Source organism: Frankia sp. AgB1.9 (assembly GCF_016786355.1).
In the GTDB taxonomy this organism is placed as follows: domain Bacteria; phylum Actinomycetota; class Actinomycetes; order Frankiales; family Frankiaceae; genus Pseudofrankia.
In genome coordinates, this window is sequence record NZ_JADWYX010000015.1 from 1 (window position 1) to 22554 (window position 22554).

Here is a 22554-nt window from a genome sequence, read left to right on the forward strand (position 1 = left end):
GTCACCGCGATCTCCTCCTCCGGGATCATCGCGAAGGTCCTCGGCGACCTGGGCCGCCTCGGCAACCGCGAGACCCCGGTCGTGTTGTCGGTCCTCGTCCTCGAGGACCTCGCGATGGCGGTCTACCTGCCCGTCATCACCGCGCTGCTGGCCCACCAGACGATCGCCCGCGGCTCCCTCACGGTCGCCGTGGCGCTCGGCGCTCTCGTCGGCGTGCTCTACGTGGCGCTGCGGCACGGCGCCAAGGTGACGCTGCTGGTGTTCAACCCCAAGTCCGACCGCAACGACGAGATCCTGCTGCTGCGGGCACTCGGGCTCGCACTGCTGGTCGCCGGCGTCGCCCAGCGCCTCGACGTCTCGGCGGCGGTCGGCGCGTTCCTCGTCGGCATCGCCCTCTCGGGCCCGGTCGCCGAGAGCGCCACCGAGGTGCTGACCCCGTTGCGGGACCTGTTCGCCGCCGTGTTCTTCGTCTTCTTCGGACTGCAGACGGACCCGGCCGCGATCCCGCCGGCGCTGGGCGTGGCGTCGCTGTTGGCGATCGCCGGTGTCGCCACGAAGGTCCTGACCGGGTGGTGGGCGGCGCGACGGGCCGGGATCGCCACGCTCGGCCGGTTCCGGGCCGGGGCCGCGCTGGTCGCCCGCGGCGAGTTCTCGATCGTCATCGCCGGCCTCGCGGTCGCCGCCGGCATCAACCCCGACCTCGGCCCGCTTGCCGCGAGCTATGTGCTGCTGATGGCCGTCCTCGGCCCGCTCGCCGCCCGGTTCGCCGAACCCGTCACCCGGACCGCGCTGCGCCGCCGGCACCGCCGACCCCCGGCGGCGGTCTCCTAGGCGCAGTGCTGACTTACCAGCCTCCGATGACACCTCTGCGAGAAGGAACCGCCGGGGGCCACCGGCGCGAGCGTGCCAACGTCGTGGCGATGACGTTGGCAGCTCGGCCGGCAGCCTGCGCCGGCTTAGGCGGCCTGAGCCGGCGGCGTCCTCACAGCCGGGCGGCCGCCTGCGGATCGTTGGTGTCGGCGGCGCTCGTTCTGGCCGGTGGGAGGTCTGGCCGGGATGGCGCCGTGGCTCGTGAGTCCAGGCCGAACGAGGCGAGGGCCGCCGCCACGAGCGCTCCGGCCGACACATACCAGGCGTGCTGGAAGACCGCGTGGCTCGCCGCGCCTGAGGCGCGGCCCAGGATCGCCACCAGGATGCTGATGCCGATGACCGAGCCGAGCTGGGTGGCCATCGTCACGATCGCGCTGCCGGTCGCGGCGTCCTTCGCTGGCAGACCGACCGTGGCCCGGGTGATGGCGGTCGGCACCGCCAGGCCGTAACCCAGGCCGAGGACCACCCAGGTCGGCAGGAACGCGGCCACGAACCGCGGCTCGTCGGTGACCAGCTGGGTCAGCATGATCGTACCGACGGCGGCCAGCAGCGCGCCCGCGACCGCGATCCGTCCCGCCCGCAGCCGGGTACGTGCCTGGAGCGTCTCCGCGAGCGCCGAGCCGACCGCGAACATCACCGGGCCGGGCGTGGAGGCCAGCCCGGTGCGGATCACCGAGTAGTGCCAGTGGCCCTGGAGCCACAGGATCGTCGAGAGCAGCTCGATCCCGAAGGCCATGAAGGCGACGGTGGCCACCAGGTTGGCGGTGGTGAACACCCGGTCCCGGAACAGGGAGAGGGTGACGACCGGTGCCGGATGGCGGGCGGAGCTGGCCAGGAACAGCGCCAGCGCGACCGCCGCGAGGACGAACGCGACCACGACCTGGACGCTCGACCAGCCCCAGTCCGGGGCCTTGACCAGCCCCAGGGCGAGCGCGCCGATCGCGACGATGAGCAGCGCGCCGCCGCGCAGGTCGGGCAGATGGTCGCCGGCGTCCCGGCTGCTGGGCAGGTAGCGGGCGCCCAGCGCGATCGCGGCCGCCGCGACCGGGATGTTCACCAGGAACAGCCACCGCCAGGACGCCTCCACGAGCAGGCCGCCCAGCACCGGGCCGGAGGCGGCCGACAGCGCGCCGGTGGTGAACCAGATCTTCACGTAGGTGCCGATCTTCGCCGGCGGCGCGGTCAGCAGCACCAGGCCGAGGCTGGCCGGGGTGAGCAGGGCCGCGCCGGCGGCCTGCAGGACCCGGAACCCGATCAGCACCCAGATGTCGCCGGACAGGCCGGCGCCGATGCTGGCGACGGCGAACACGGTCAGGCCGAGCAGGAAGCCACCCTTGCGGCCGAACCGGTCCACCAGGCGGCCGGCCGGCACCAGCAGCGCGGCGTAGACGATCGCGTAGCCGTTGAGCACCCAGCTCAGGTCGGCCAGGGTACTGGCGTGGGTGCCGCGCCCGATGGCGGGCAGGCCGACGTTGGTGACCCACACGTCGAGCTGGGCCAGGAAGCTCGCGATCGACAGGATCGCGAGCAGCAGGGCCGGGGAGACGGGCCGGGCGCCGGCGCCCGCACGGCGCTGGCTCGGGATGGGCGGGACGGCGCCGAGGCTGGGACCGGCCCGGTCGGGCTGGGCGTCCTGCTGAGTCATGAGGTGGCTCGCATCTCGCGGTCGGGGGCTTGGCGCGTGCGCGCGGCGCCCGGTCGGCATGGAGGCCCAACGATCTGGACTGTTCAGTAAAGAACCCCGAGGGTTCTGGACTATTCCGCCAACAACCAAACGATCGCTCGATCAACCAGATCCGTGGATACGATCGCCCGATGGGGCGCCCACCTGGCTTTGACCGGCGGGAGGTGCTGGCGGCCGTCGAGCGTGAGTTCCGCAGGAACGGTTACGACGGGACGAGCCTCGATGACATCTCGGCCGCGACGGGGCTCGGCCGCGGCAGCCTCTACGCCGCCTTCGGCGACAAGCACGCGCTGTTCCTGGCCGCGCTGGGGGACTACTGCGACCAGGACGAGGCCTCCGGCGCGGCCGCGTTGGCCGGCCCGGACGAGACCGCGATGCAGCGCCTGCGGGCCTACTTCATCGACTCGCTCGACCGGCAGCTCAACGACCCCGAGCAGCTGGCCTGCATGGCCGGCCGCTTCACCGTCGAGCTGGCCGGCCGTGACCGGGACGCCACGGCCCGGCTACGCCAGGGCTTCGAAGCGCAGCGGGCGGCCCTGGCCGACTGCCTGCGGGCCGCGCAGCGCAACGGCGACCTCGATCCGGCGGCCGAGCCGGTCACGCTGGCGACGTTGCTGGTCGTCGACTTCCGGGGCATCGGCTCCCTGATCGGGATCGGGCTGGACCGGGCTGAACTCGTCGCCGTCGTCGACGCGGCCCTGGCCGGCCTGCCCGTGCCGTGAAGTCGACTACTGCCGCGACCGCCAAGGTCCGCCCGTCGCCTTGATCGCCGTTTGCACCCTCTGGTGGCTATGAAACAGCCCCGGTTACGACCACTGGAGGGCCGAACCGGCGATCACCGGGAGGGGCGAACCTCGTCCCTCCCGGCGCTCTGAGCCGTCAGCGAGCCGTGGATACGGCGTCGCTGGCCTCGCGCTATTGGCGGGTGATGACGGTCTTACCGCGCAGCGCGGCCCAGGTCTGGGGCGCGGACTCCCAGTCGGCGACCGTTTCGACGGCTGGCCGCAGGTCCAGCCCGGTGGCCAGCAGATCGAGGACGTGAGGGATGTCGGCGCGGGCGTTGGCGCGCCCGGTGACGAAGCGGACGCCGCTCATATAGAGATCGAGGATCGGCAGGGAGAAGGTCCCGCCGTAGTAGATGCCGGTGTCGGTGCAGACGCCGGACGGCCAGGTCGCCTTCAGCGTCGCGGCCAGGCTGGCCGGGTTGGCCGAGGTGCTGACGGTGATCGGGTAGGGGTCCGCCTTCGGGTCGGGCAGCGGGGCGTCCACCGGATTCGCGCCGAGTCGCTCGGCGGCCCCGAGGCGCCGCGGGTCGGTGTCGACGTAGTCGACGCGTGCGCCCAGCGCCGCGGCGAACGCGGCGGCGTAGACGCCGACGGACAGCCCACCGGTGACCAGGACGCGGCGGTCGGCCTCGTCGAGGGCGGCGAGCTCGTCGGCGTAGGGGCCGACCGTTCGCCACCCGTCGGGGATGTTGTCCGACAGCGAGGCCACCGCGATCGGGTCCAGGGCCGCCGGCAGCGGGATGAGCATGGCGTCCGCGTACGGGACCGAGACGAGGTCGGCGAGGAACCCGCCGGCGTCGAGACCGGCGATCGAGCCCAGCCCGTACATCGCGAGGGGCGGGACCGAACCGCAGCTACCCGTGACGCCGCGCCGGCATTCGCGGCAGTGGCCGCAGCTCAGCTGGAACGGGACGATGACCCGCTCGCCGGGCCGCACCTGGGTGACGGCGTCGCCTACCGCGACGACCTCGGCGACGCCCTCGTGGCCCTGGGCGTAGCCCGGCGGCAGCAGCGCGCGGGACTGGGCGACCGCGACGTCGAGGTCGCAGCAGGCGACCGCGACGGGGCGCACGATCGCCTGGTCCGGGCTGACGAGTTCGGGATCGGCGGCGTCGTGCCAGCTGTAGCGGCCGGGGGCATCCAGGACGAGTTGCTGCACGACCGTTCCTCGATTCGAGAAAGGAGCACGCATCCGCTGCGCGTCGGCTCCGAGTAGACGGACCAGGTCCCGCGCGACCGTGACCGCGTCGTCCATCTCTCGTCTATAACGACTGTCATAAGCTGGGTTGACGGTATCCTATGACGATCGTTATAGCCAGAGAGAGGGCGCCGAGGGCCATGCCGACCCCGCCGTCTCGTCAGCGGATCGTCGCGGGAGCGGCCGACATGATCCGCCGCCGGGGCCTCAACGCCACCAGCATTCGCGAGGTCGCCAAGCACGCCCACACACCGCTGGGCTCCACCTACCACTACTTCCCCGGAGGTAAGCCGCAACTGGCCACCGAGGCGGTCCGCTTCGCCGGCCAGACCGTCACCACGATGCTGCGCGCGATGCTGCGGGCAGGACCGGTCGACGGGCTGGGCGCCTTCTTCGACCTCTGGCGCGAGATCCTCACCGACACCGATTTCCAGGCTGGCTGCCCCGTCCTCGCGGTCTCGATCGAGGAACCGACGGACGACGCACGTTTCGCGGTTCTCGCCGCGGCGGCGGACGTGTTCGGTGCGTGGGAGGAACAGCTCGCCGAATCGCTGCGACAGCACGGCGCCGACCCCGCGGCGGCCGAATCACTCGCGACCCTCGTCATCGCCGCGATCGAAGGCGCGGTCGCGATGTGCCGCGCCCAGCGCTCCACCCAAACGCTCGACCGCGTCGCCGCCCAGGTCGAAACACTGATCCGTGCCGCGGTCGACCATTGACGACTGGCCGCGCCCTTCCGCTGGCCGCGCGCTTCCGTGCTGACGCTCTCGCGTGGCCTTGATCGTGGTTTGGGCCCTGGGGTGGTCGTGGAAACGGCTATTCGCTCTCTTTGGGACATAATCGGTGTATGTCGATTTCCCTTGTGGCGCAGGCGGATCCGTCCGAACCGGTGGAGCTGGATCGTGTGGTGTCGTGGGAGCAGGTGATCCAGCCGCGTACCCGCCAGTTGCTCGCCGAGCTACTCGCCCGCGATGCGCTGCTGTGCCCGGTGCCGGTCGCGATCTACGCGCGGATCTCGATGGACAAGGAGCAGGACGCCCGTGGCGTGGCCCGTCAGATCGACGCGGCGGTCGAGCGGATCCACGCGGAACCGACGTGGCGTCTGCCCGCGCCGCCGTTCGTCGACAACGACATGTCGGCCTCCAAGGGCCTGCCACGTCCGGAGTACGCCCGGCTGATGGCAGCGGTTGGGCGGGGTGAGGCGCGGGTGTTGGTCGTGAAGATGACCGGCCGCATGTGGCGCAACCGCAAGGAACGCGCCCAGGGCATGGAGCATCTCGGCAAGCACCTGGTCAGGGTGATCGCGACCGGTGGCCAGGACCTCGACCTCTCGACGTCGTCGGGTCGGGTGATCACCGGGATTCTCGGTGAGCTGGACACCTACGAGACCGAGCAGATGAGCGAGCGCCTGCGTGATGAAGCCGTCCAGCGCGCGAAGGACGGCCTACCGTCGGGAGCCCGCAGCTACGGCTACACCGCCACCGGAGAGATCATCCAGGACGAAGCCGACATCATCCGTGCCTGTGTCGACCGGCTGTTGGACACCCGCCGGGACACGTCGGTACGGGCGTTGGTGCTGGAGCTTCAGGCCGCGAACGTCCCGACCGTGCGTGGCGGGACCTGGTCACCGACCACGGTCCGCGCGATCCTGCGGAACCCGGCACTGGCCGGTCTGCGGACCTTCAAGGGTGAGGTTGTGGCCCCGGGCCGCTGGGAGCCGATCATCAGCGAGCAGACCCACGCCCGCCTGCTGGCCCGGTTGCGTGCGGCGTCGTTGCCGGCCGGCTGGTCGGCCCGGTCCAAGCATCTGCTGTCGAACATCGCGACGTGTGGCAAATGCGGCTGTGGTCTGCTCGCCAGCGCCGGCACGAAGTATGTGTGTCCGCCGCGTGAGCGTGGCGGCTGTCGGGGTGTTGGGCGCAACATGGCCGCACTGGATGCCTACGTCGAGACGATCGTGGTGGATCTGCTGTCGACGCCGGAGATCCTGGCTGCGCTTGTCCGCGAGGACATGGCCGACCCGCTGGCCGCCGTCCAGGCCGCCGCCGACGTCGAAGCCGCCCAGGCCCGCGCCGCCGCGCTAGGCGCCGCCATGGCCGGAGACGACCCGGCAGACGAGGTCACCCGGATCATGCGCAAGACCCAGGCCGAGACCATCCGCGTGGCGCTGACAGCGGCCCGCGCCCGTCAGGCCGCGTTGGTCGAGGCGACCGTGTTCGAGGGTCTCGGTGGGGTGACGCCGGCCGAGATGGCCGCCCACTGGGCATCGTTGGCGTTGCAGCGACGCAGGACGTTGATCCGCGCCATGGTCACGGTCACCGTGCTACCCGGCAGGCGCGGACTGTCCACGTTCGACCCCACGGCGGTCCGCGTCGAGCGCCGTACCCGCGTCGAGACGACGACGCGGTAACGGCCCGATCAGGTCCCGCACCCAGAGCACCACCTCAGGCGCACACGGCGTCGCGGCCAACTCCGCCGCCCGCGCATGCGCGGCAGCGACCACCCCCGCCAACCCCAAGGGATCGCACGCCGCCGAGACCCGCGCGGGCATCCCCGCCGTCTCCGGCCCACCGTCCGCCACCGGCACCGGCCGAGCGCGACGCCCACCAGGCCCACGGCCAGGCCCCGACCCACGGCGAGCCGCTGCCCGCCTGTTGCTCGCGGCCGGGACCGGCCGGTCCCGCGGATTCCGTTGGACCGCCGCCGGGGCGGGGTCCCGCCCACCCACCCCCGGCACGTCGCTGCCCACCACCACAGCCACCGGCGCGGACACAGCCACAGGCACAAGCACAGGGTCAACAGCAGGAGCGGCACCTACGGTGCTCATCTCCACCGCGGCCACCTGCCCGACAGGTTCGCCGGAAGGCACCGGTTCGAGGTCGAACGGCAGCGCCATCTCCCCCGGCAGCGGACCAGACCGGCGCCTCATGACCCGCCACCCGGCGCGGGGTCACGGCCACGGCCGGCATACCGCCAGGACCCGAGAACCTCGGTCTGTGGGTCACCGTCGAGCCGGCCGAACCCATCGACCGCCACAAAGCCGCCCGCCTCGTCGGTAGCGAACGGACGACCGGTCAACGCTGCCGCGAGCATCCGCGCCCACCGCCGCCGCACCGACCGCACGGCCCCGAACGTGGTCGAGTACCGCCGCGACTTGGTGATCCAGTGGCCGCAGCAAAACGGCCAACCACATAGCGAATGGTGACTCAGGTCACACGAAGGCACGACCTGCGCTTGGATCGGCTGGCGGCTGGTTCGGCGCCGAGGGTTGCTGCCTCGCGGGTCCGTCGTCCTCGGGTGGACGGTGGCCGGCGGCGTGGTCCTGGTGGGCGTTGCGCTCGGGTGGGTGCGGCTGGCGGTTCGGTGTTCGGGTGGCGAGTATCGCAATGGGCCGGCTTGGTCCCGTGGGATTCCGCTGCCCTTGTTTTCGTGAGCGGACCGCATTCCCATTCGATGATCGTTAAGATTGATATGGGGATATAGGTCTACGGTTGATGTTGCCCACGGCGATTCTAGGGGCCTTTGCGGGCATTTTCGTGGATCTTCGCAGGCAATAACCCGCATCAGGGTGCCGCGAATCGGCTGACTTTCCCGTCAACCTGGTTTAGAATGGTAGCAGATCGACAATTGAATAGGCGGCCCGGGACGGTGTTGCGAGCACCAATTCCCGGGCCTAAATCCCAACTTTCGTCTGAGCGAAAGGTGAGACCTGAGATGAGTATGTCAGGTGGGGTGCGGGCTGTGTCCTTCACCCGTCACGGGGTCGGGGCGGCTCGGCTGGCGGTTCAGCGGGAGGCGTTTCGGGCCGCGTGCGCGGAGCGTGGCTGGGTGGCGGGTGGTGAGGTCTGCCAGATCGGCGCGGGCGGCGGCAAGGGTCGTGCCTGGGCTGCGGTGCGCCGGTTGGTCCGGTCGCGTCGGTATGACGTGGTCGTGGTCGATGGTTTGGACACGATCGGTGCGACCGAGCGGGAGATCGCCCGGGAGCTGGTGTTGCTGCGGCATGCCGGGGTGCGGCTGCTGGTGGCGTCGACGGGGTGGGACACGGTGAATCCGATGGTGTCTGACCTGCTCGTGGGCGCGCTGCGCACGGTCGCGGTTGAGGCTGGGGCGGTGGCGGCGTGAGTGGCTGGCCGTTGGCTCGGGCGGTGGCGCTGCCCGGGAACGGCTACGGGCTCGAAGTCCTGGCGGGCGCGACTCCGGTGGAGATCGCTACTGTCGCGTCGGGGCTACCGCCGGCGGCGTTCGTGGATCATACGTCCCTGGGCGGGGGCGTGACCCTGCTGTTCCGCCGGTTCCCGGCCGGCGTGCCGGACCCTGCGACCCCGGCCGGCGGGGGCGACGGTGGGCCAGACGCGCCGACGGTGGGCGGTGGCTGGGTACCTGCGGTGGGCGGGTTCGCGGACCGTGGGCTGACCCCGTATCAGGTCGCGGTGGGCCTGCTCATGACGGCCACCGATGATCCGGCGGTCGCCGCGCGGATCTACGGCCTCGTCCAGCGCGAAGACCCCGAAACGATGGTCGCGCTGGGCAGCGTCGTCCGCCCTCGGCACTGCCGCTGCACCTGGCCCGGATAGACCCACCTGCGGCACGCGCCCGCCGGGGATCCCACGGGGGGGTTTCCGGCCGTGGCCCCCGGCCCCCCCGGGGGGTTTTGCCCGCGCGCCCGGGGGCCGGGCGGGGGGCACCCGGGCCGCGCCCCCCCCGCGGCTCCTGGCCTGCCTGGCGCGACGCTGCTTGCCCCAGACAGCAGGAAACCCCGGACACATCAGTGTGACCGGGGCTGGCTTGGCGGTGGCCGGCGTCGCTGGCGGGCTGTCCGCGGCGGGTCGCCCCGGGCACATCGTTGTGCCGGGGCTGGCAGGTGGGCAAGAGCCGTCGCCCGGTGGTCCGGACGTGGCCAGGAGCTAGAGGACGCCGCGCAGGGCGCGGGTGGCGATCGGTAGCACGACGCGCGGGTAGCGGAAGATCTTCTGCGCGGTGAGCTCACCGCCGTCGAGGACGGCGGCCAGCGTGTCGGCGCGGGAACGGTCCAGCCGGCCGGTGCGCCACAGGTGACGCAGCCGGACGAGACCGGGCAGCGCTGTCTCGATCGCCACATGATCGGGCCGCGGCGCCCCACCGAGCCAGGCGTCGTACCGCGCGCCGGTCATCACCTGCCAGATGATCGTGTCGGCGACCGTGCCGGTGCCGTCGGAGACCGTGACCAGGTGCGGAACCCGGAACGCGTCCGGCGCGCCGGCGAGATCGGGGCGCACCGCCGCCGTGACGACATCCGCGCCGAGACCCATCCGGTGCTGGCGAGTGCGCAGATGCGCGCTGAACGCCAACGCGAGCGCGGTCCGACCGGGAGGACTGGCCTTGGCGTGCAGCACCACCGCGTCGACCGCGCGGGTGCGCACCCGGTCCATGCCTTCCCGGACGAGCCAGGTGCGGTCGACGGCGACGAACGCGACCTGGCCGGGGCCACGCGGCGCGAAGTTGTCGTCCTCGACCGCGGCGGCCTCCGCCGCCGCCAGCGGGGGCCGGTAAGTCTGGGAGGAAGTCCGCCAGGCGGTCCGGCCGGGAGCCGGGTCCTGGAACCACCGACAGGTCACCAAGCCGTCGGCGTCGGGCAACGACAGGCTCGGAAGGTCACTGGACGTGAAGATGCGCTCCCCAGTCAGCGTCTTCTCCGAGGAAGTCAGGGTGTCCATGCGGGCTCCGAACGAGCGCGAGGCAGGCGTGGCGGTGGCGGCGACGACGACGCCCATCAGCAGAGCAGGTTGTCGAAGTCGCCGTCCTTGGCGCCCAGGATCAGGGCCTCGATCTCGGCGAGGGTGTAGATGAGGGCCGGTCCCTGCGGATGCCGGGAGTTACGGACCGCGACGGCATCGCCCGAGATCCGCGCCATCTCGACGCAGTTCCCCTGGGAGTTGCTGCGGCGGCTCTTCTGCCAGGTGGCGCTTTTCAGAGCGGCAGCAGACATGCCGTTGTAGATCATGGTCAAGGCGGTCTCCTGAGGATGCCGGGGAGGGTTGCCACCGCACCCCGAATCCGTGTCAAACGAGGTGGCCGCGCCGTTCGTCGCCATTGGCGAACGGCGCGGATGCTGCGAGCGGTCCTGCAAGCCGTGCCTCCGCCTCGCGAGGGGCTGCCCTCCGACCAGTCCCTCTGACGAACCGGTCCGGGCATGCGCTCGGCGGCCCGCAACGATGAGCGTCACGGCTGTCCCAGCGGGACGCCGACCTCTGGTCGGGTACACCAGCCCACCCCCCTCCGCGTCGCGGAAGTTCCCGGATACGCCGTGCTTCTTTGTGCAGCAGCAGTATGGCACGGTCGCATGCACGTGCATCTGCCCGGGAGAGGACGTGTGCAAACGTTGGGAGCGAACGTTGTCACCGTCCGCAGGAGCAGCTGACTCCGTCAGTCCCGGTTCACGGACTCGCAAGCCGGTGACCTGCATGAATGCGGTGACGGACGTCGGCTGGTCCCCTCTGGTCGGTTCCGCGATCGACCGGAGCCCGGCCACTTTGTGGCCTACGTCTCCTTTGCCCGGTCGGCTCGGCTGGCGCGTCACGGCGCGGCGGTCGCGGGCTGGGCGTTCGCCGCGCCGGCGCGCTATGGCCCGGCGGTCGCGGACGGCCGCGGAAGTGGTGGCCCGATCGCCGGGCGGAGGGAGTGGGCCGGCAGGGTTGGTAGCGTGTTCGTAGCGTGACGGAGATCTATACCCAACGCGGCATATCGGGGCGATGGTGCCAACCGGCCCGCGATGGTGTAGGAATCACGCAATTGACGGACCGTGGCCGATCGGGCTGGGTGCGTCTGGGCGTGGGCTGGGAGGTCCCGCGCGGTGACCGCGATGGAGGGGTCAGGTGGCGAACGAGGGCGCCCTGCGCCCCGGGGTGGTCGGCCTGCCCTTTTGCGCGCCCGCAAGCGGCTTCCCATCGTCACTGTGCGTTGACGTTCTGTCGATCACTCGCGCGGTCGTCTTGCCTATGTGGCCTGCGTCTGGGATGACTGTGAGTCATGTCACGGGGATGGCCGCAATGTCGCTTCGGCGAAGCTCCTCCGCCACTGGGGAAGCCTGCCCGGTTCGCGCAAGTCCGGGGCGCCGGCGGTGACCGTCGGGGGCGCTCGGGGCGCTGGCAGAATAGAGGCGTTCGGCCGCTCCGGGCGGGTCGTCGGGTCCGGGCGGGTTCGGGGGTTTCACGATTCAGTGACCGGTTGCGACGGAGCGAATGTCTGTTTTGCTCCGATTTCGAGCCTTTCGGCGGACGTGGCATCCCCGGTGAATCGTGATCGGCAGGGACTGCGGGACGTTCTGCCCCGCAGGTCGCGAGACTTTTACCCCGGATGGGTCTGGACGCCGCGCCCGGACACGGACAAGCTTGCTTACCGTTACGACGGCAGGATCAGAGGGAGTGGGACGTGACGACAGCATCGGCGGGCGGTGGCCCGACCGTTCGTCGCATCATGCTCGGCTCCCAGCTGCGACGGTTGCGTGAGGACAAAGGCGTCTCTCGTGAAGACGCGGGCTACCACATTCGTGGATCCGAGTCAAAGATCAGTCGGCTCGAGCTCGGACGTGTGAGTTTCAAGGAACGTGACGTCGAGGATCTGCTTACTCTTTGCGGCGTGACCGAAGAGGCAGAGCGGGCGCCGTTCATGGCGCTGGTCCGTGAGGCAAACCAGCAGGGTTGGTGGCAGAGCTTCTCCGAGGTCCTGCCGAACTGGTTCCAGCCATACATCGGGCTGGAGGAGTCGGCCTCCCTCATCCGTACCTACGAACTCCAGTTCATCCCGGGCCTTCTGCAGACGGAGGAGTACGCACGCGCGATCATCACCCAGGGAAACCGGGGTGTGCCGAAAGAGATCATCGAGACCCGTGTCAACGTACGGATGAACCGTCAGAAGGTCCTGAGCAGGGAAAACGCTCCGCGGCTGTGGGTCGTCATCGACGAGGCGGCGCTGCGGCGGCCGATCGGTGGCGTCAAGACCATGAAGGCGCAGATCGAACACCTCATCGACCTGATGTCCACGCCGTCGCTGACGTTGCAGGTCATGCCGTTCGACTTCGGCGGCCACGCGGCCGAGGGCGGCGCCTTCAGCATCCTGCGATTCCCCGAACCGGACATTCCGGATGTCGTGTACATCGAGGTCCTCGGCGGTGCCAACTACCTGGACAAACGCGAGGAAGTGGACCGGTACATGGAGGCCATGGACCGGCTGGCGGTCGACAGCACGACGCCGGCCCGCACCGCGGACGTCCTGAAGAAGATTGCCGGCCAGCTCTGACAGCCTGACGGCCTGACAGCCTGCGACCCGCCTCGTAGCCCGGCCGCCAGGAGCCCGTGCTCGCCCCAGCAGGGCTGATCGCCGGCGGCGGCCATGGCAGGCCGGACCGCGCCTCGTGGGCGCGCCGCCTACCCCCCGGCAACCGCCGTACCCCTTCGGGCCCGCGACGGCGCCCGCGGAAGCCTTTTCGGGCTGGCCCTTACGTGACGGAACCTTTTCTGGCGATCTCGGCCTCGGCCGTGTTCCATTCGGGTCGAGCCCGGATGCACGTGCATACACGTCGTGCAGAACGTCCGTGCATTCTGCGCGTGCATTGTGCGGGCCGCATTTCCCGGGTCATGCGGATTTTGTTCGAGCGCGTTACGCCTCGGTTGGCGACGTACGCGTGATTCAGCTTTGTTACCCGGCGGTGGCAAGCGGGCGTCGAATCTCGCGTTTATACGGAGCGGACATTCCGGTATCTCCGTCCTGGTTCGTCCGACCCTGTTGGGCGCAAGCCGGGCCACCGGCGGACCGGATGCGACGGCGGTCACGGCTTTCGGGGCGGCGCCGCCGGTGCCCCGCACGCGGTCATGTCGCAATCGAGAGCCGCGCGGCCGGACTGGGGTGAAACCGCCCGAGCGCGGTGCCGATGGAGAGCCGTGTGAGCGGTGTTGGGCTCCGCTCCACGCAGGGGTGCCCGTGTGGAGGCCTCAACTCGTTCTGGGACGATGAGGCCCAATCAACTCGCGGACCCGCAGGGAAGGCGCCGTGGACGACCCGATCGCCGATCGTTGGTATGAGGCGGTGACCGTGCTGTTGGCACGCGCGGGTGTAACACCGCTGGCGTCTGCCGGGCGGATGACCCCGCCCAGCGTGCCGCCCCCTGCGGCAACGCGGAAGAAGCGGCCCGTTTCCGGTCCGGTCGGCGCGACGACCGCTGAACCGGCCGGTGCCGCCACGAATTCCGGTGGCGAGCCGGAGGACGCCGCCGCGGACATGTGCGCGGTCCTCAGCGGGCCGGCCTACCCGCACTCGCCGGCCGCCGTCGAGGTGTTTGCCCCCGCGGTCCCGTCGGCGCCTGCGGGCGGATTCGGGCCCCCGGACGGATTCGGCCCCCCAGACGCGTTCGCCGCGACCGACCCCGTCGACGGCGTGGCCATGCGGGCCGAGCTGCGCGAACTCACCGGTCGGCTGTGCCGCGCGGTCGCCGCCGACCCGGTCGACCGGGAGACCGGCCGAGCGGTCGGTGCGCGGCTGGTCCGGATCGGGTTCGCCGACCCGGACGCGCTCGCCCGCAGCGTTGACGTCCTCGGTCCGGCGCTGGCCGCCGCGGCCGGCGCCGGGCGCGCGGGCGCCGTCTTCGCGCTCCTCGGCGCGCTCGCCGCCGGCCACGGCGACGCCGTCCGCAAGCGGGACCTGGCCGTCGCCACCGAGAAGCAGCGTGCCGAGCTCGCCGCCCTGCGTAGCGCGCAGCGGGCCCGCCGGGATGGCGCGGCTCAGTTCCGCGCGGCCTTCGACCATGCCGGCATCGGCGCCCTGGTGGTCGCCGACTGCGGCGAGATCGTCGAGGTCAACGACACGGCCAGCCAGATCGTCGGCCGGGACCTCGCGCACCTGTCCATCGGCGATGTCTGGGATCTGGTCCACTCGCGCGACCGGGCCGAACTGATCGACATGTGGGCCGCGGTGCGGGCCGGCCGGTCCGGGCACGGCATCTGGCGGCTCGACCGGACGGCCGGCCCCGACGGCGGGCCCGTGTGGGTGGCGCTGACGGCGACGATGGTCGAGGACGACGCGGCCCGGGTGTGCTTCGCCGTGACGATCGAGGACGTCACCTACCGGCCCGACCCGCGGTTCGTGCCGGAGCAGGCCGGGCCGGACGCGTCGGCGCCCACGGCGGCCGGGGCAGGTGCCGGGCTCGTGACCGGCTCGGACGGCGTGACGAGCCACCGCGCCGACGCGACCAGGGTGTCGGAGTCGGACCAGGCCGCCGCCGCGGCGCGGACGACCCGCGCGATCGCGGCCGCGCTGCGGGACGGCCAGTTCGTCGTGCACTACCAGCCGATCGTCCGGCTGCTCGACGGGCGGATCCAGGGCGCCGAGGCGCTCGTCCGCTGGAACCATCCGCGGCGCGGGATGCGCCTGCCGGAGGAGTTCATCGGCGCCGCCGAAGAGTCCGGCCTGATCGTCCCGCTCGGCCTGCACGTCCTGGAGACGGCCTGCCAGGACGCGGCCCGGTGGGCGAACGTCGCCGCGACCGCCCCCGCGCTCGGTGACGACGAGCCGCCGGTCCGCCCGTTCGTCAGCGTGAACCTCTCGGTGCGCCAGCTGGAGGAGCCGGACGTCGTGCCGGTCATCCTCCGGATCGTCGAGCGGGCCGGGATCGAGCCCGGCCGGCTGCAGCTCGAGCTGGTCGAGAGCCTGATGCTCGACACGGTCGGCCGGCCGCTGGAGGCGCTGCGCGCCCTCGCCGCCGCCGGCATCCGCATCGCCATCGACGACTTCGGCACCGGTTACTCGAACTTCGCCTACCTGCCGACGCTGCCGGTCCGCTCGCTCAAGCTCGCGGGCCAGTTCGCCGGCCAGGTCGACGACGACGCGGACGTCGACGGGCCTGACGCCGGTCGCGACAGCCTCTCGGTGCTGGCGCTGGACCACATGGTCGAGGGCATCGTCCTGATCGCCCACCGGCTCGGGCATACCGTGACCGTCGAGGGCGTCGAGACGCGCGAGCAGGCGGCGCGGATGCTGGCGCACGGCGCCGACTTCGGCCAGGGCCACCTGTTCGGCCATCCGGTCTGCTCCGACAGGCTCGCCGCCGTCTTCGCCGGGGAGCCCGCGAGCGCCGGCGGGACACATGGGCCGCACCCGACCGTCATGCCGGTTCCGGCGGCGCGTGACCACCGGCTGCACGACCACGCGGCTCCCCGCCGCCGGGCCTGAGCCTGTTTTGGCGCGAGCAAGCTGAATCTCAATGCGACTTTCGAGCTATTCGGCGCCCCGAACGTCATGACCAGCAGTCAAGAAGGCGGTTGAGCCGGATCTCGGGACCGCTGCCGCTCGGCCTGGGCCGCGGGCGGCTTCGGGGTTCGGCTCCTCGGTATCGTCAGTCGATGCCGAGGAGCCGAACCGCCGGCAGCCTTACTGGGTGATGGTGACCGAGGTGATCTCGGGCTTGCTCGCCGGGGCGCCGTCGCCGGTCTCACCCTGCACACCCGGGCTGGTGATCTTGTCAAGGACGTCCAGGCCCTGGGTGATCTGCCCGAAGACCGTGTAACCGCCGGCCAGCGCCTGGGCACCGGCCTCGGTCGGATCGGCGTAGCTGATGAAGAACTGGCTGCCGTTGGTGTCTGGGCCACCGTTCGCCATCGCGAGGACACCGCGGTTGTAGTTGACGCCGCTCGTGTTCTCGTTCTTGTAGGCGAACCCAGGGGTGCCGGAGCCCTGGGCGGTCGGGTCACCGCACTGCAGGACGAAGATCTCGGAGGTCGACCCGGACGTCTCGCGGTGGCAGGTCGTCTGGTCGTAGAACTTGTGCTGGGCGAGGTATTCCAGCGCATGCACCGTGCACGGGGCCTTCGCCGCGTCCAGAGTGGCGACCATCGTGCCGTAGTTGGTGTTGAGCGTCATCGTCGCGGTCTTCGTGTCGACGCTCGGCCCGGCCGGCGGAAGCGTCACGTCGCGGGCTGGCTGCTGGCCATCCTCGGTGTAGACGCAGTCGCCGACCTTGGTCGACGCCAGCGGCTTGGTGGTCGGGGTCGGCAGCGTCGCCAGCGTGTCGGCGGAGCTCGACGAGCCTCCGACCGCCTTCGAGATCAGGACCGCGCCGGTGATGAGCAGCGCCGCGGCCAACAGACCGAAGGCGGCGACCTTCACCTCGGGCGACAGCTGGCGGCGGCGGGGCGTCCCGGCCGAGATGTCCTTCTGCCAGCTCGGCTTGGCCTCGTCGTCGTCCTCTTCGTCCTCGTCGTCTTCGTCATCATCGAAGTCGGCGGGGTCGGGCTCGTCGAAGTCCTCGGCGTCGGGGTTCTCGGTGTCGAGGTCCTTGGCGTCCGGGTCGTCGTCGATCTCCGTGTCGAGGTCGTTGGCGCCGAGGTCCTTGGCTGCGGCGTCGAGGTCGTCGTCCTCGTCCCGCGCGTCGTCGTCCTCGTCGTCGGTCGCGCCGTCACGCAACGTCGGGCCGGTGGCCGACCATGGCCCGGCGGCTGGATCCCGCGGTGGCGGCAGCAGGCCAGCCCACCCACCCGGCAGCGCGTCGGCCGTGCCGACGCCCGGGATCATCGGGATTCCGGCGGCCGAAACGATGATCGGCGGCGCGGTGCTGGTCTTGGCCGCCGGCTCTGCCGGCGCACTCGACTCGGCGGGCCGTTCATTCGGCCCGGCGGGGTCCTTCTCGTCCGGCATCAGTTGCTACCTCCCGGCGTCGCAGCCTAGCAACCCAACCTGTACGACGGCCGCCTCCCTCCGCCGGAGCGAACACATTTGGTTACGAGCCGGCGACGCCTGGATGGCGGCCGCAGGCTAGGGCGTGAGCGCGGGTAGCGAGAGCCGCGCGCGGGCGAGGTAGTGCTCGGCCCCGGCGGCGGCGGCCACACGCGCCGCGGTCTGAAAGTAACGGACGGCACTAGCCCGGTCGCCGAGCAGCCGCGCGACCTCGCCTACCAGCAGTAGCGGCCGGTGCCGGTCTCGGGCGGCCAGGAACTCCCCGACCCCCCGGCGCAGCAGAAGTCGCCGGGTCGCGGGGTTCCCAGGGCCGCCCTGATCGGACTCCCTGGCTCCGGCGCGTCAGCCTCGTTCCGGCGCGTGGGGCTCGTCGTCGTGCACCAGTGGACGCAGGCGGGCGTCGGTCTCAGCGCCAAGGGCGCGTAGCAGCGTCGCCCACGGCCACAGCGCGGGCACCCCCCTCGACCTCGGGACAGCGGCCCCAGGCGACCGTCCAGCCGTCGTCCGCCAGCCGCCGCGCAGCGCGGTCGCGTGCCCCCCGCTCGATCCCGGCACTTGACGCACTTGAAGAACAGCACGAGGCGATGGCTGGCGATCTCGCCATCGCGGCGCCCAGACACGTGAGGACCGTGCGGCCGCGCTACGCCGCCTGCACCACGCCCTCGGTCGCCATCTCGCCGACGAGGAGCGCCACCGTCCTGGACCTCGTCTGCCGGCACGTCACCGTCGACGAGTGGCAGGTCCACGGCGTAGACGTGGTCAAGTCCGTCGACCGCAAGCGGGCTCCCGTCCTGTTCGGATGGTGCTGCTCGGCCGGCTCGCCGGAGCTCGTCCGCCGCGCCCTCGGCGACTTCCCAACCCCGATCCGCCTGCTGTTCCGCCTGGTCTGGTGGCCACCTACCGTCGTCGCCCCGACCGGGGGTGATTTGGCCCCCCGGCAACGGCGTAAGACGCAGGTCGCCCGACCTGCTCATCCGCGGTGGTCGCAAGGAGCCAGGACTTCCAACCACGAGGAAGGTGCCGACTTACCGAAATCTCAAAGACTGGATGGATGTCAAATTGAACATGATAATTTTATGTCACGCATTCAATGCGCACCGCCCGGACCCGAAGCCGGGCTACAGGCCGTGCATATTTCCACCAGCTCCAGTGACCTCGGAGGTCATGTAACAGAATGCGACATCGAACTCACCCGGCGCACCGAAGTTGTCGCGGCTGTTCACGGTGTAGTCTGATCGTCGCCAGACAACAACCGCTGACGGGGAGGTTGAAAATGAGTAGTTCGCCGAGGACAGGCGACGCATTTGTCGGCCGCGACAGCGAGAAGGTCACGCTTGGGCGGGTTAACGGCGTGATCAACGGTGTGGCGAACGACATCATGGACCATCTGACGGAGCGCACCGGATTCGCCTCGGATCTGGACTCGGGCGTCACGGACGCGCTGAATCTGATGGTCAACGCCACGCTTTATCGTCTCGCGAACACGGCCGACAGCTTGGCGGAGGTTGCCGTGCTGGCCTACGGCGAACCGTTGGAGACGATCCTCGACTGGATTGGCGGCGCATGACCAGCAGTTATGCCTTGCAATCAAACGATACGCCGAGGCACCGGCCCCCTACCTGATCAGAGTGCGTAGATCGTCTGGCGATAGCCAGGGTGAGGCGCGATGAATCATCCGATGGCAATTTGCGCAGATCAGTATCAGATCGTCGAGTCTTGTTCGTCCAGGCCCAGCTTCGTGTAGCGGAACGATGTGGTGACATTCGATGTAGCCTCTACCGCGTTCGCCGTACCGTTCCTCGAAGTCGAAACTGCAGATCTGACAGGCTAGCTGGCCGTTCGCGTTGAGAACGGCCTGCACCTTCTTCGCGCGCAGTTCGCGGCTGCGCTCGCGACTCAGGTGCTGTCGGACCAGAAGTCGCCCTTCGGGCGCCGACAGGTCCTCGTCGTCGTCCGGCTCGGCCGGCACGCTGGTAATCTCGCCGGACTCCGCCGTAATGCGAATCAGAACCGCCAGGCGGTGCATCCGGTCCGGGTCGGCGATGAACTCCTCGACGATCACGCGGTCGAGCTTGTTCCCATGTGTTTTCCCGCCCCGGTATGACGGATGCGCCGTCTGAAGGTTCACAGACTTGTACGCGACGCCGTTGGCGTTGCGGAACGACTGCGGCCGGCGCTCATGCGGGTAGATCGGCAGGCGCTGCAGGAGATCCGACAGTGCCCTTGCCTCGGGGTCGGTTCCCGTGATGCTCTTCCAGTTCCGTCGTGACACCGCGTCGCAGACCAGGATGATCTCGTCTCGTGTCCAGGTCAGCTGGCTGCGCGTGGTTTCGGGCACTGGCGCACCCTAAACCGTACATAGATCTAACTGCTTGAACGCAAGCGCCCGTCGAGCGCTGGGTGGTCCCGTCGGCTGTCAGTCGGCGAGATCGTGCCGAACGGTCAGCGTGGTTGGCCTGCTCGGCAGGGCATTTGGAAGCCGATCACACTGCCCGGACGGCGGCGAGAACCGTGTTGGCATCGCCGGATGCGTCGATCATCGTGAACCCCGTGAACTCCGGGAGCGCGTGGTACGCCGCGGCGAAGGCGGCCAGGTAGGCGGGGTCCTCGACGTCGCGGCCGCGGGCCAGGACGCGGCGGGTGGCCTCCTCAGGTCGGACGTCCAGATAGAAGGTGATGTCTGGCCGTGGGAACGGGGCATAGAGGACGCGGACCAGCCGTTCGGCACGGCTGCCAGGTTGGTGGTCAGTCCGGCCGCCAATTTGCCCGCGAGTGGCGTTGCCGTCCTGGTCGGCCGCACTAGCGCCGTGTGAGGCGGTCTGATCACCGGGAACGCCGGGGGGTGCGCTGGGTGTCCCGAGCGTCGCGCCGGTTGTGGGGGAGCTGTCGCCTCGGGCTCGCATGATGGCGTACTGGCAGTAGGTGTAGCGGTCCATGACGGCTACTCGGCGGGTGAGCGTAGAGAGGGTCACGGCGCGGGTGATCGCGATCCAGCGGATGGTGACCTCGACGCCGAGGTAGCCGCGGTTTCCCAGGAGATGGCGGCCGTCGCGGCAGCCGAGGCGGTGTGCGAGGGCGTCGATGATTGGCCGGCCGCCGCCGTTCTCGAAGTAGCGGGCGGGGGTGCCTGCGGCCGTCAGCTCCTGGGCGAGTCGCCGTGCCGCGGTCGACTTGCCGGACCCGTCGACGCCGACAAGCACGATCATTCTCGGTCGAACCCGCATACCCGACCGTAACCACTTCGGTGGGCCCGTTCGCCCCGGTGGGCTGGCTACAGATCATGATCGGGTAGCCGGCTCCCGGTAGCGCGGAGAGTGGAGGGTGGCCGAGGCGAGCTTTCGCGGTCTCGTTGCGGTGGGCAGACGCCAACCCGGCGCTGGCGGGGGCGCTGGCCGGGCGGTCGGAGCTGGCGCCGTGGCCGCCAAGGTCCGCCCGTCGCCTTGATCGTCGTCCGCCCTCGGGTGATCCTGATGGCTAATTGCCCGCGGGCCACCGCACGGCCTTGATCGCCGTTTGGACCCTGGGATGGTCGTGCCGGGCGTGTTTCTACGACCATCCCAGGGCCCAAATGGCGATCAAGGCCACGCGCTGCCGGGCTCTGCCGAATAGGCCAGCAGGGTCTCGGGTGGCTACGAAACAGGCCCGGTGGCGACCAGCAGAGGTCCGAAACGGTGATCGTGGGGGCGCCGGAACGCGCGCACCTTGCCGGAGACCAGGAGCTAGGGCTTCGGGCGGGTGCGGCCTTGGAAGTGGTCGCGGAGTTTGGGGAACTGGCGTCGCAGGATGGGGCGGCCTAGCTCGTAGAAGGCCGAGTTGAGCTTGAGCCAAGGGTGTTCGAAGGGGCGGTAGTCGCGGGCTCGCGTGAGGCGGGCGAACAGGTCGGGGCGGGTCTCGCCTAGGTAGCGGCGGGCCCGGGCGGCGTGCAGCGGGTTCGACGCGATCCTGATGACGGTCGCCTGCTCCAGCTGAGGGGTGGAGAAGGCGAGGTTCTCTCGGGTGGAGCGCGAGCTGGCTTCGGACACGATCAGTTCCTCGGCGACGCCGAGGGCGGAACGCGCATAGCGAGCCATCGTGTCCGCTTCGGCGACCGCGGCGCCCAGCGTCGCGGCCCCGGTGAAGACCAGCAGGCTGTCCGTCCGGCGCCGGCGGGAGCGAACGGCGATCTTGGTCCGCCAGCGCTGGTTGGCGCTTACCTTGCCGTTGTGCCGAGTCGGGCAGCCTAAGACCACGATGACCTCGGTCTGGTCATCGATGCCTGTCTCCGTCGGTGGGTCGGGGAAATGCCGGCGGGACGCGGCCCAGTGCGTGAACTCGACGGCACAGGCCGCCAGGAGCACCATCCCGACCGCGGCGAACGCCACCCACCAGGCCACCGGCATGTCCTCATCATCCGGGTCGGACCGGCCAGTCTGTTCCCTGCCGGCGCCAAGGCGTTCGCGCTCGCGCCCGAGCAACCGCTGCGCGCGCCCGAGTAACCGTCGGGCTCTGGCGCCCGACCTCCGCCGCGCTACGCGTCGAGGGACCGGCGCGCCCGACGAGCGGGCTTGCGGCACGGCCGCGACGACCCGGCTGGCCCCACGGCACCGCCCGCGCGCGATCGCGGCGGGGTCGGTCCGCCGCTTGGTCAGGAGGACTGACAGCCGGTCCCGTCGCCGTCGCCGTCGAGTCCGAAGGGGTCCGGGGGCAACACGCGGATCGGGCCACGCACGTAGTTGGGCCCGTTCCCGGAGCCACCCGCGCAGTCGTAGTCGCCGATGCCGTCCTGGAGGCAGTTGTCCGGGTAGGCGGGGTCGCAGTTCGCCGGCGGCGGAGCCGTCGTCACCGGCGGTGCGGGTGCCTGGTTCTGCGGCGGCGGGGCAGCCTGGGCTGGCGGCGGCGGGGCCTGCGACGTGTGCGGGGGCCCCGCCACAGCAGCGGCGGCCGCCTGGGTTGGCACTGTTCGCGCCGGCGCCGCCGGCGCCGCCTGGGCCGCCTTCGTCATCGGCGGAATGGCGGACGTCGCCGCGACGGGCGGCGAGTTGGCGGCGACGTCGAGTCCCAACTGCGTGTCGCCCGTGACGGGGTCGGAGGTCGCCGGAACCGGGGTGTCGGTGGTCGAGAGGCCAGCAGCGCTGGCCTCGACCTGGGCGGAGCCCGAGGCGTCGTCGCCGGCGTGCGACGAGCATCCGGCCAGGCCCAGCACCAGGACCGTCAAGGGAACGGCCAACCACGCGCCGGCCACCGCGTGCCGGTGCGGTCGCCCTAACCCTGGCGCCGCAGCGCCGCTGATGTCCATTTGTCTATCGATCGCCCGCATGTTTCGCATTGCGCCCCCCGAG

General features: G+C 70.8%; 19 protein-coding genes. 9 read left to right on the forward strand and 10 right to left on the reverse strand.

Annotation, left to right across the window (positions count from 1 at the left end; genetic code table 11):
* The coding region (locus I6A60_RS07650) for a cation:proton antiporter (protein ID WP_203023665.1) at positions 1-831 on the forward strand (831 nt) is incomplete at its 5' end.
* A 151-nt stretch (positions 832-982) separates the two neighbouring features.
* Here I6A60_RS07650 and I6A60_RS07655 read toward each other — a convergent pair.
* Positions 983-2515, reverse strand: coding sequence for an MFS transporter (locus I6A60_RS07655; protein WP_203023663.1), 1533 nt, complete (start codon positions 2513-2515; stop codon positions 983-985).
* A 170-nt stretch (positions 2516-2685) separates the two neighbouring features.
* Between I6A60_RS07655 and I6A60_RS07660 the strand changes: the two genes are divergently transcribed.
* Positions 2686-3276, forward strand: coding sequence for a TetR/AcrR family transcriptional regulator (locus I6A60_RS07660; protein WP_203023661.1), 591 nt, complete (start codon positions 2686-2688; stop codon positions 3274-3276).
* 193 nt (positions 3277-3469) lie between these two features.
* On the opposite strand, the gene I6A60_RS07665 is transcribed toward I6A60_RS07660, so the two are convergent.
* Positions 3470-4594 (reverse strand): alcohol dehydrogenase catalytic domain-containing protein, encoded by a 1125-nt coding sequence (locus I6A60_RS07665; RefSeq protein ID WP_238434977.1) that lies wholly within the window; start codon positions 4592-4594, stop codon positions 3470-3472.
* An 83-nt stretch (positions 4595-4677) separates the two neighbouring features.
* On the opposite strand from I6A60_RS07665, the gene I6A60_RS07670 reads away from it, so the two are divergent.
* Together I6A60_RS07670 and I6A60_RS07675 are read left to right on the forward strand one after the other, a co-directional pair.
* On the forward strand, positions 4678-5256 hold the full coding sequence (locus I6A60_RS07670) for a TetR/AcrR family transcriptional regulator (RefSeq protein WP_203023659.1): 579 nt from the start codon (positions 4678-4680) through the stop codon (positions 5254-5256).
* A gap of 128 nt (positions 5257-5384) precedes the next feature.
* On the forward strand, positions 5385-6947 hold the full coding sequence (locus I6A60_RS07675; RefSeq protein ID WP_203023658.1) for a recombinase family protein: 1563 nt from the start codon (positions 5385-5387) through the stop codon (positions 6945-6947).
* 515 nt (positions 6948-7462) lie between these two features.
* On the opposite strand, the gene I6A60_RS43930 is transcribed toward I6A60_RS07675, so the two are convergent.
* Positions 7463-8101: a replication initiator gene (locus I6A60_RS43930; protein ID WP_374113328.1), complete on the reverse strand. Its 639-nt coding sequence runs from the start codon at positions 8099-8101 to the stop codon at positions 7463-7465.
* Between the two features lie 150 nt (positions 8102-8251).
* Here I6A60_RS43930 and I6A60_RS07680 point away from each other — a divergent pair, with 150 nt between their 5' ends.
* Entirely contained in the window at positions 8252-8659 is a 408-nt protein-coding gene (locus tag I6A60_RS07680) for a recombinase family protein (protein WP_238434978.1), read from the forward strand.
* Positions 8656-9111 carry a hypothetical protein gene (locus tag I6A60_RS07685; RefSeq protein WP_203023656.1) on the forward strand — a complete coding sequence of 152 codons (456 nt, stop codon included), beginning with the start codon at positions 8656-8658 and terminating at the stop codon, positions 9109-9111. Before I6A60_RS07680 ends, I6A60_RS07685 begins: the two co-directional genes overlap by 4 nt.
* Positions 9112-9441: 330 nt before the next feature.
* Here I6A60_RS07685 and I6A60_RS07690 read toward each other — a convergent pair whose 3' ends face one another.
* The gene (locus I6A60_RS07690; RefSeq protein ID WP_238434979.1) at positions 9442-10230 is read right to left on the reverse strand and encodes a hypothetical protein; all 789 of its coding nucleotides are present in this window, start codon (positions 10228-10230) and stop codon (positions 9442-9444) included.
* Positions 10231-10286: 56 nt separating this feature from the next.
* Positions 10287-10523 carry a DUF397 domain-containing protein gene (locus I6A60_RS07695; RefSeq protein ID WP_045879662.1) on the reverse strand — a complete coding sequence of 79 codons (237 nt, stop codon included), beginning with the start codon at positions 10521-10523 and terminating at the stop codon, positions 10287-10289.
* A 1421-nt stretch (positions 10524-11944) separates the two neighbouring features.
* Between I6A60_RS07695 and I6A60_RS07700 the strand changes: the two genes are divergently transcribed.
* Positions 11945-12811, forward strand: a complete 867-nt coding sequence (locus I6A60_RS07700) for a helix-turn-helix transcriptional regulator (protein WP_203042417.1) — start codon at positions 11945-11947, stop codon at positions 12809-12811.
* 750 nt (positions 12812-13561) lie between these two features.
* Entirely contained in the window at positions 13562-15736 is a 2175-nt protein-coding gene (locus I6A60_RS07705) for an EAL domain-containing protein (protein WP_203042416.1), read from the forward strand.
* A 198-nt stretch (positions 15737-15934) separates the two neighbouring features.
* Here the strand turns inward: I6A60_RS07705 and I6A60_RS43395 are convergent, their stop codons facing one another.
* Positions 15935-17197: a peptidylprolyl isomerase gene (locus tag I6A60_RS43395; protein ID WP_203021809.1), complete on the reverse strand. Its 1263-nt coding sequence runs from the start codon at positions 17195-17197 to the stop codon at positions 15935-15937.
* Between the two features lie 1312 nt (positions 17198-18509).
* Between I6A60_RS43395 and I6A60_RS07715 the strand changes: the two genes are divergently transcribed.
* Entirely contained in the window at positions 18510-18803 is a 294-nt protein-coding gene (locus I6A60_RS07715) for a hypothetical protein (RefSeq protein WP_203021808.1), read from the forward strand.
* Between the two features lie 48 nt (positions 18804-18851).
* Here the strand turns inward: I6A60_RS07715 and I6A60_RS43400 are convergent, their stop codons facing one another.
* From I6A60_RS43400 to I6A60_RS07735, 4 genes are all read right to left on the reverse strand, one after another.
* Complete coding sequence (locus I6A60_RS43400) at positions 18852-19574, reverse strand: HNH endonuclease (RefSeq protein ID WP_203021807.1); 723 nt, start codon at positions 19572-19574, stop codon at positions 18852-18854.
* A 145-nt stretch (positions 19575-19719) separates the two neighbouring features.
* A complete protein-coding gene (locus I6A60_RS07725) occupies positions 19720-20442 on the reverse strand; it encodes a thymidylate kinase (RefSeq protein WP_238434980.1) in 723 nt (240 codons plus the stop codon).
* A 513-nt stretch (positions 20443-20955) separates the two neighbouring features.
* Positions 20956-21615 (reverse strand): YdcF family protein, encoded by a 660-nt coding sequence (locus I6A60_RS07730; protein ID WP_203021805.1) that lies wholly within the window; start codon positions 21613-21615, stop codon positions 20956-20958.
* 245 nt (positions 21616-21860) lie between these two features.
* Entirely contained in the window at positions 21861-22442 is a 582-nt protein-coding gene (locus I6A60_RS07735) for a hypothetical protein (RefSeq protein WP_203055583.1), read from the reverse strand.
* Positions 22443-22554: the final 112 nt, after the last annotated feature.

Bases quoted from the DNA above. Each gene is read 5' to 3' on its own strand.
- I6A60_RS07655 (WP_203023663.1), bottom strand. From the start codon at position 2,515: ATGACTCAGCAGGACGCCCAGCCCGACCGGGCCGGTCCCAGCCTCGGC.
- I6A60_RS07660 (WP_203023661.1), top strand. From the start codon at position 2,686: ATGGGGCGCCCACCTGGCTTTGACCGGCGGGAGGTGCTGGCGGCCGTC.
- I6A60_RS07665 (WP_238434977.1), bottom strand. From the start codon at position 4,594: ATGGACGACGCGGTCACGGTCGCGCGGGACCTGGTCCGTCTACTCGGA.
- I6A60_RS07670 (WP_203023659.1), top strand. From the start codon at position 4,678: ATGCCGACCCCGCCGTCTCGTCAGCGGATCGTCGCGGGAGCGGCCGAC.
- I6A60_RS07675 (WP_203023658.1), top strand. From the start codon at position 5,385: ATGTCGATTTCCCTTGTGGCGCAGGCGGATCCGTCCGAACCGGTGGAG.
- I6A60_RS43930 (WP_374113328.1), bottom strand. From the start codon at position 8,101: ATGCGGGTTATTGCCTGCGAAGATCCACGAAAATGCCCGCAAAGGCCC.
- I6A60_RS07680 (WP_238434978.1), top strand. From the start codon at position 8,252: ATGAGTATGTCAGGTGGGGTGCGGGCTGTGTCCTTCACCCGTCACGGG.
- I6A60_RS07690 (WP_238434979.1), bottom strand. From the start codon at position 10,230: ATGGACACCCTGACTTCCTCGGAGAAGACGCTGACTGGGGAGCGCATC.
- I6A60_RS43395 (WP_203021809.1), bottom strand. From the start codon at position 17,197: ATGCCGGACGAGAAGGACCCCGCCGGGCCGAATGAACGGCCCGCCGAG.
- I6A60_RS07715 (WP_203021808.1), top strand. From the start codon at position 18,510: ATGAGTAGTTCGCCGAGGACAGGCGACGCATTTGTCGGCCGCGACAGC.
- I6A60_RS07725 (WP_238434980.1), bottom strand. From the start codon at position 20,442: ATGATCGTGCTTGTCGGCGTCGACGGGTCCGGCAAGTCGACCGCGGCA.
- I6A60_RS07730 (WP_203021805.1), bottom strand. From the start codon at position 21,615: ATGCCGGTGGCCTGGTGGGTGGCGTTCGCCGCGGTCGGGATGGTGCTC.